Annotated in this window: 7 protein-coding genes; 6 read left to right on the forward strand and 1 reads right to left on the reverse strand. The window is 36.4% G+C overall.

All coding sequences use genetic code 11. From position 1 onward, the window contains the following. The first annotated feature begins 710 nt into the window (after nucleotides 1-710). The 6 genes from AB1414_14225 to AB1414_14250 all read left to right on the forward strand — a co-directional run bounded on the left by AB1414_14225 (nucleotide 711) and on the right by AB1414_14250 (nucleotide 4,853). On the forward strand, nucleotides 711-1,292 hold the full coding sequence (locus AB1414_14225) for an RNA polymerase sigma factor (protein MEW6608579.1): 582 nt from the start codon (nucleotides 711-713) through the stop codon (nucleotides 1,290-1,292). Between the two features lie 17 nt (nucleotides 1,293-1,309). Then, on the forward strand, nucleotides 1,310-1,759 hold the full coding sequence (locus AB1414_14230) for a zf-HC2 domain-containing protein (protein ID MEW6608580.1): 450 nt from the start codon (nucleotides 1,310-1,312) through the stop codon (nucleotides 1,757-1,759). Continuing rightward, entirely contained in the window at nucleotides 1,759-2,259 is a 501-nt protein-coding gene (locus tag AB1414_14235) for a periplasmic heavy metal sensor (protein ID MEW6608581.1), read from the forward strand. Before AB1414_14230 ends, AB1414_14235 begins: the two co-directional genes overlap by 1 nt. Before the next feature lie 55 nt (nucleotides 2,260-2,314). Next, complete coding sequence (locus AB1414_14240) at nucleotides 2,315-2,794, forward strand: periplasmic heavy metal sensor (GenBank protein ID MEW6608582.1); 480 nt, start codon at nucleotides 2,315-2,317, stop codon at nucleotides 2,792-2,794. A gap of 306 nt (nucleotides 2,795-3,100) precedes the next feature. Beyond that, a complete protein-coding gene (locus AB1414_14245; protein ID MEW6608583.1) occupies nucleotides 3,101-3,823 on the forward strand; it encodes a hypothetical protein in 723 nt (240 codons plus the stop codon). Beyond that, nucleotides 3,816-4,853: a site-specific DNA-methyltransferase gene (locus AB1414_14250; GenBank protein ID MEW6608584.1), complete on the forward strand. Its 1,038-nt coding sequence runs from the start codon at nucleotides 3,816-3,818 to the stop codon at nucleotides 4,851-4,853. The genes AB1414_14245 and AB1414_14250 overlap by 8 nt, the downstream gene beginning before the upstream one ends. Before the next feature lie 498 nt (nucleotides 4,854-5,351). Here the strand turns inward: AB1414_14250 and AB1414_14255 are convergent. Beyond that, the coding region (locus AB1414_14255; protein ID MEW6608585.1) for a hypothetical protein at nucleotides 5,352-5,662 on the reverse strand (311 nt) is incomplete at its 5' end.

Raw genomic sequence — 5,662 nt, forward strand, 5'->3', positions numbered from 1 at the left:
AGTAATCGGAGATAACAGGTCATTGTTTTCTCTTCACCGATAACCTGATAACCGATAACTTTCTAAACATAGCAAAGCAAACTTAACAAAGCAATAGGTTGTTCACCACCTTATTTTCCTTCCTTTGTGTCCTTTGCGAAATCTTCCTTTGCGCTCTTTGCGGTTAAATCTTTATACCTTTAAAAAACTTGAACATCAAGTATAAGCATCCTACTCACTTCTTCAGATATATCCCAAATGGATTGAAAATCTGGCAGATAATTAAAATCTTTAGATAGAATTAGATAATACCTTTCTTACTTTCCTACTCTCCTACTTCCTACTTTCAGGAGGAAATAGTAGGCAAGTAGGTAGTAGGAAAGGGATAAAGGATGTGCACGGTATTCCTCTTCTGGGGACAATGTCTCCCCTTTCCTACTTCCCTACTCTCCTACTTTCCTACAGGCTGAATAGTTACAATTTCTCACAGAACAGATATAGCAACAGGGTTGATGGTTTATAGTTGATAGTTTCCTTGTTCTTTAAGCCTTTTTATCCGATGGTCTTCCTTTAATAAGGTCTTGCCCAATTTACTGCCTGAATCACAAATCCTACGGAAAAAACATTTGACAAAGTTAAATTTATGTGTTTAAAATATAGTTACCCTGATTCTATTTTTCTTCGCAAGTTTTTAGACAAACTGGTGTTTATACGGATGGAGGCTTTTTTGAGTGGAAAGAAAAATATCTGATGCAGAACTGATGAACAGGGTAGCTATGGATGATACAGCCGCCTTTAGTGAGCTCTTAACACGCTACCAATTACCACTTTTTAATTTTATCTATCGCTTGCTTGCCAATTATGAAGAAACAGAAGACTTAACCCAGGAAGTCTTTTTAAGGGTTTATAGTTCAGCGAAAAGATATAAGCCTCAAGCCAAATTTACCACTTATCTTTTTAAGATTGCCCGTAATCTTTGCCTCAATAAATTAAGAAAGAGAAATCGTTTTCGGTTGTTTTCTCTGGATGAAGATGAGAAATATACCGATATTCAGGCTCCAGAGCATTACAGCCCTGAAGTCCGATATAAGAAAAAAGAGGTTGGTATTTTAATTGAGCAGGCTTTAGCCTCTCTACCAGAAAATCAACGAATGGCAGTGATATTGCAAAGATTCCATAACCTTTCTTACAAGGAAATTGCTGAGGTGCTGGGCTGTTCTGTCTGTGCGGTTGAATCTCTTATCTTTCGGGCAAAACGAAAATTAAAGGAAAAATTATCCGCAAGTTTTGGGGATAATCGGTGTTTAAAATAATAGGAGATAAAAAAACGATGAGATGCAAAAAGGTGCAAAGAAGGCTATCCGCTTTTTTAGATGGTGAAATTAAAAGTAAGGGAGAGAAAGATATTAAAGGGCATTTATTAGATTGTCCTACTTGTTCAAAGGAACTGGAGGGTCTATCTGCGAGCTGGGATATTCTACTCAAACTCAAACCTGTTGAACCACCTGTTTATCTCATCCAAAAAATCCTGACCGCGGCAACCGTGAGCAGAGAATATCTGTCCTGGTGGCAGGAATTGATATTGAAACCCGCTCCTATCATCGCCACTGCTACCGCAGGTATTCTTATAGGTATCTTTCTGGGTCAAACCTTTTATTCAAAAAATGGCTATCTTAGACAGATGGATAATGAGTTCACAAGTTCCATCTATCTCGATAGCTTTGCTGATTTTCCTGAATGGTCAGCAGGCAATATAATCTTTGCAGAGGAGGAAGGATAATGAGAGAAAATTTATTTATCTTAGCCTTTGTACTATCAGTTGCACTTAATTTAGGTTTTCTGGGGATGATGGTGATGAATCACTGGCAAACTCCTCCACCACCCCCATTTAAGGATAATTTCCGTCCATTCTACAAGGAAAGATTTGGTTTATCTAAAGAGAAATCAGCCAGAATAGAGGCGCTAAGAAAAACAATGATGTCTGAGATGAAACCTATAAGAAATGAATTGAAGAGGGAGGGAAAGGGATTAATTCGCCTTCTTCTTGAACCTCGTGTGAATCAAAAAGAGATTGATGAGAAGTTGAAAAACATCCAGGCACTGGAAGGAAAAATTCAGTCAAAACTTGTTAAACACCTCTGCGAGGTTAAAAGTGAGCTTACACCTGAGGAGCAAAAGAGATTCTTTAAGTTTATTATGCAGAGGATGGACCATAGGCAGGGTGATTGGATGAGGTGGCAAATGATGAAAAAGGGGGTGATGAAGGATAGCCAAGAATGAACAGGGTGCAGTATCTGTGATACTGCCTGCATCAACTTAGAGGAGGTAAAAATAAATGAACAAAGTAATATCTCTGGGATTAGCGTTGATATTGGCGGTGAGTATGTCTTCTCTCGGAAATACTGAGTCTATTAAGGAACATCCGGAGGAGGCAAGATATCACCATCAGAAGAGTAGAGAGAGCAATGTTGACCATCCACAAGATATGGTCAGGCTACTAAAGACACATCTTGACCTCAATCAGGAGCAACAAAGCAAAATCCGACAATTAACCGTTGCCAACAAAAAGGAGATAATTCCTCTTAAATCTTCTGTGGAAGTAACAAAAATCGAGATTCATGAGCTATTAATGGCAACTGAGACTGACGAGAAAAAATTGCAAGATAATCTTGACAAACTTGCTGATTTAAGAAGTAAAATAGAGAAGAGTCGCATCCATCTTATTCTGGAAATCAAGAAACTCTTGACCAAAGCACAGCTGGAGAAACTTTCCACGATGCCGCTCTTTGAATCACACGGCCCAATGAGTCGATAATCAGTTAGCGGTAAGCTGAAGGCTGAAGGGAACAGCCTTCAAGCCTTCAGCCTATAATCTATTTTCATCGCTCTGTCCTTCACAGGTTAATATTCGTTCCCCCCAGATAACTGACCCATTTCAAAAGAGCCGAATCTTTTGTTGACATAGGATAAAATTTGTGGTAAAATATCTTCTATAAGGGGCAAAAAATGAATAAATAACCTAAAACACCCAAAAAGCAATTTCCTATCAGTTTTTAAATAACCTAAAACACCCAAAAAGCAATTTCCTATCAGTAAATGGTTATTGAGTGAGAATAAAATTATGAACCAATTATCAGATAATGAAATCAATGGGATTTACGAGATGATTTGTAAGTATCACGATAAATATTTAAAACAACACGGAGTGAAACTTCCAAAATTGATTGATAAAGAGAGGAATTATACAAAAGATGCTCTTGTGTTAGTTTATTTGGCACAAGATTATCCAAAAACGAGGAAGACTTCAAAAGGTGAGCTAACGCGATTCATTCGCCAATATTATCCTGATACAGCTGATGTTCAGCAAGCAAGGCATCTTGGGGCTCAAAAAGGATGGTTTATTGTATCGGGCACTCGTGGTAACGGACATATGGCTCTTGAATCCGGAGAGTATAAACTTATAACTTTAGAAAAACCTTATCCTGCTTTCAAGGGACACAGAATAGAAGAAACCGGTGACTGGGAAAATCTTGAGAGACAGTACGGGTATAGATGTGTCACCTGTGGTTCAGAAAAAGGTAAGCCACATATCCATTGGCCCAATACTATTACCAGATTACAAAAAGCACATATAGATCCAAATAAACCTCTGATTAGAGGGAACATTATCCCTCAGTGTGAAAAGTGTAATCGGGCAGATAGAAACAATTGGGTTTATGATGAAAGAGGTAGAGTAATAAAATTAGCCAATCCTAATGTAATAAAAAGGTCAGATAAAGAAGTTAGATGGAAAGTATATAAGATTCTATATCAAGAATTTAATGGGAGAAATCCAAATGAATAAAGAATTGATAAATAAAATTATATTAGGAGATAGTCTAAAAGTTCTGCCTCAAATTGAAGATAATTCAATAGATCTTGTTCTAACAGACCCTCCTTACTTTTTAGACAAGATGGATAATAATTGGAATCATCAGACAGTTTCTACCATAACAGGCTATTGTCACGTAGTGAAATCGCTTCCTCCTGGAATGAAGTTTGATAAAGAGCAAGGGAAAAGTTTTTATCAATGGTATTTGAAGATATCAAAAGAATTATATAGGGTATTGAAATCGGGTGGATTCTTTTTTTCATTTTCAAGTCCCAGACTCTATCATAGGATGGTCTCGGCTGTTGATGATGCAGGTTTTTCAATAAGGGATTGTTTTATCTGGCTTTATACACAAAATCAGCCTAAAGCAATGTCTCTTAATCATTTTATTGATAAATTAAATAGGAATAACAGGTCTAAGAGTGAATTGAAGCAGAAATTAAATGGTTGGAAAACACCGCAAATAAAATCTTGTTTTGAACCGATTATGATGGCTCAGAAAGAAGTAGAAAAAACATTTTTAGAGAATATGTTAAAGTATAATGTTGGGCTTATGAACACGAATGTGAAGATTGGAAAAGATATGTTCCCATCTAATGTTGTAACTACAGAAATGATTGAAGAAAATATAGATAAATGTTTTCTTCTGCCCAAACCAACCAGGGAGGAAAGGGGAAAGTTTAATGTCCATAAAACAGTGAAACCTTTAGCAATATGTGAATATATAATTAAATTAACAACTTTTTCAGAAGAAGCGATCGTTTTAGACCCTTTTGTAGGAAGTGGAACGACTACTGTTGCGGCAAAGAAGTTAGGAAGAAAATTTATTGGGATTGATATTAACCCCGAGTATGTAGAAAGTGCCTTGAAAAGATTAGAGAGTATTGAAAGAGATAAGATCAAAATCTATGAAAGCAAGAAAGCAGAACAACAACTTACACTGTTTGAATCTAAAAGCAAGTATTCAACAAATAAAAAGAGAGCAATTAGGGTCAAACCTTGAATATGGAATTTAAAACATTCTGTATTCCTGCCCCCCAAGATATGAGTGTCTCCTGAAAATAGGCTGAAGACTGAAGGCTTAAGGCTGAAATTTTGAATATTGTTCCCTTCAGCCTATAATCTATTTTCATCGCTCTGTCCTTCACAGGTTAATATTCGTTCCCCCCAGATAACTGACCCATTTCAAAAGAGCCGAATTTTTCCACCTGTGCGGTTAAATGTAAAATGGATAATGTCCAATGAAAAATGTCCAATGAAAATGTATAACTGAAAGGTAATGAGTCTTGCGAAGTACTAAAATTTCCCATTTTTCATTTATTTTTCCTTTGCGTCTCTGCAATGAATTAGTCTAATCGCACAGGTGAAAAAGTTTGAGCCATTTCTCCAATTCTCCCTTTTCCCCATTTCTCCTTGTTTACACTTCTAATGTATAGCCTTGAACGGTTACCAAAAAAGCAATTTTCTATCAGTCAAAAAACCAGTTCCTATAAGGAATGACCTAAGTTAATAGGTGATCTAAGAATGATAATTCTTTCTGCAATACCCAAAAATTATAGAGTTTCTCGTATATGGGAAACTTCCAGAATCTAGTGATGGTAACCAAATGGGTAATAGTGTGACGAATCAAAAGAAATCTAAAAATCAATAATCTTTCCACACTCGCTTCTTCAAAACCCTCCAGTAGCGCTTTTTGCAAAGAAATAAGATATTTTTTCCGAAAGTAGGGCTTAAATGTCATCAGATAAAATTGGTGGTATAAACGCGTTATATCTAAATAAGAAGAATCTATCTGGGACTCCCCAAAATCAA

The sequence above is a fragment of the bacterium genome, assembly GCA_040755795.1.
Taxonomy (GTDB): domain Bacteria; phylum UBA9089; class CG2-30-40-21; order CG2-30-40-21; family SBAY01; genus JBFLXS01.

Coding starts and splice junctions, on each gene's coding strand:
- AB1414_14230 (MEW6608580.1), top strand. CDS start 1,310: ATGAGATGCAAAAAGGTGCAAAGAAGGCTATCCGCTTTTTTAGATGGT.
- AB1414_14235 (MEW6608581.1), top strand. CDS start 1,759: ATGAGAGAAAATTTATTTATCTTAGCCTTTGTACTATCAGTTGCACTT.
- AB1414_14240 (MEW6608582.1), top strand. CDS start 2,315: ATGAACAAAGTAATATCTCTGGGATTAGCGTTGATATTGGCGGTGAGT.
- AB1414_14245 (MEW6608583.1), top strand. CDS start 3,101: ATGAACCAATTATCAGATAATGAAATCAATGGGATTTACGAGATGATT.
- AB1414_14250 (MEW6608584.1), top strand. CDS start 3,816: ATGAATAAAGAATTGATAAATAAAATTATATTAGGAGATAGTCTAAAA.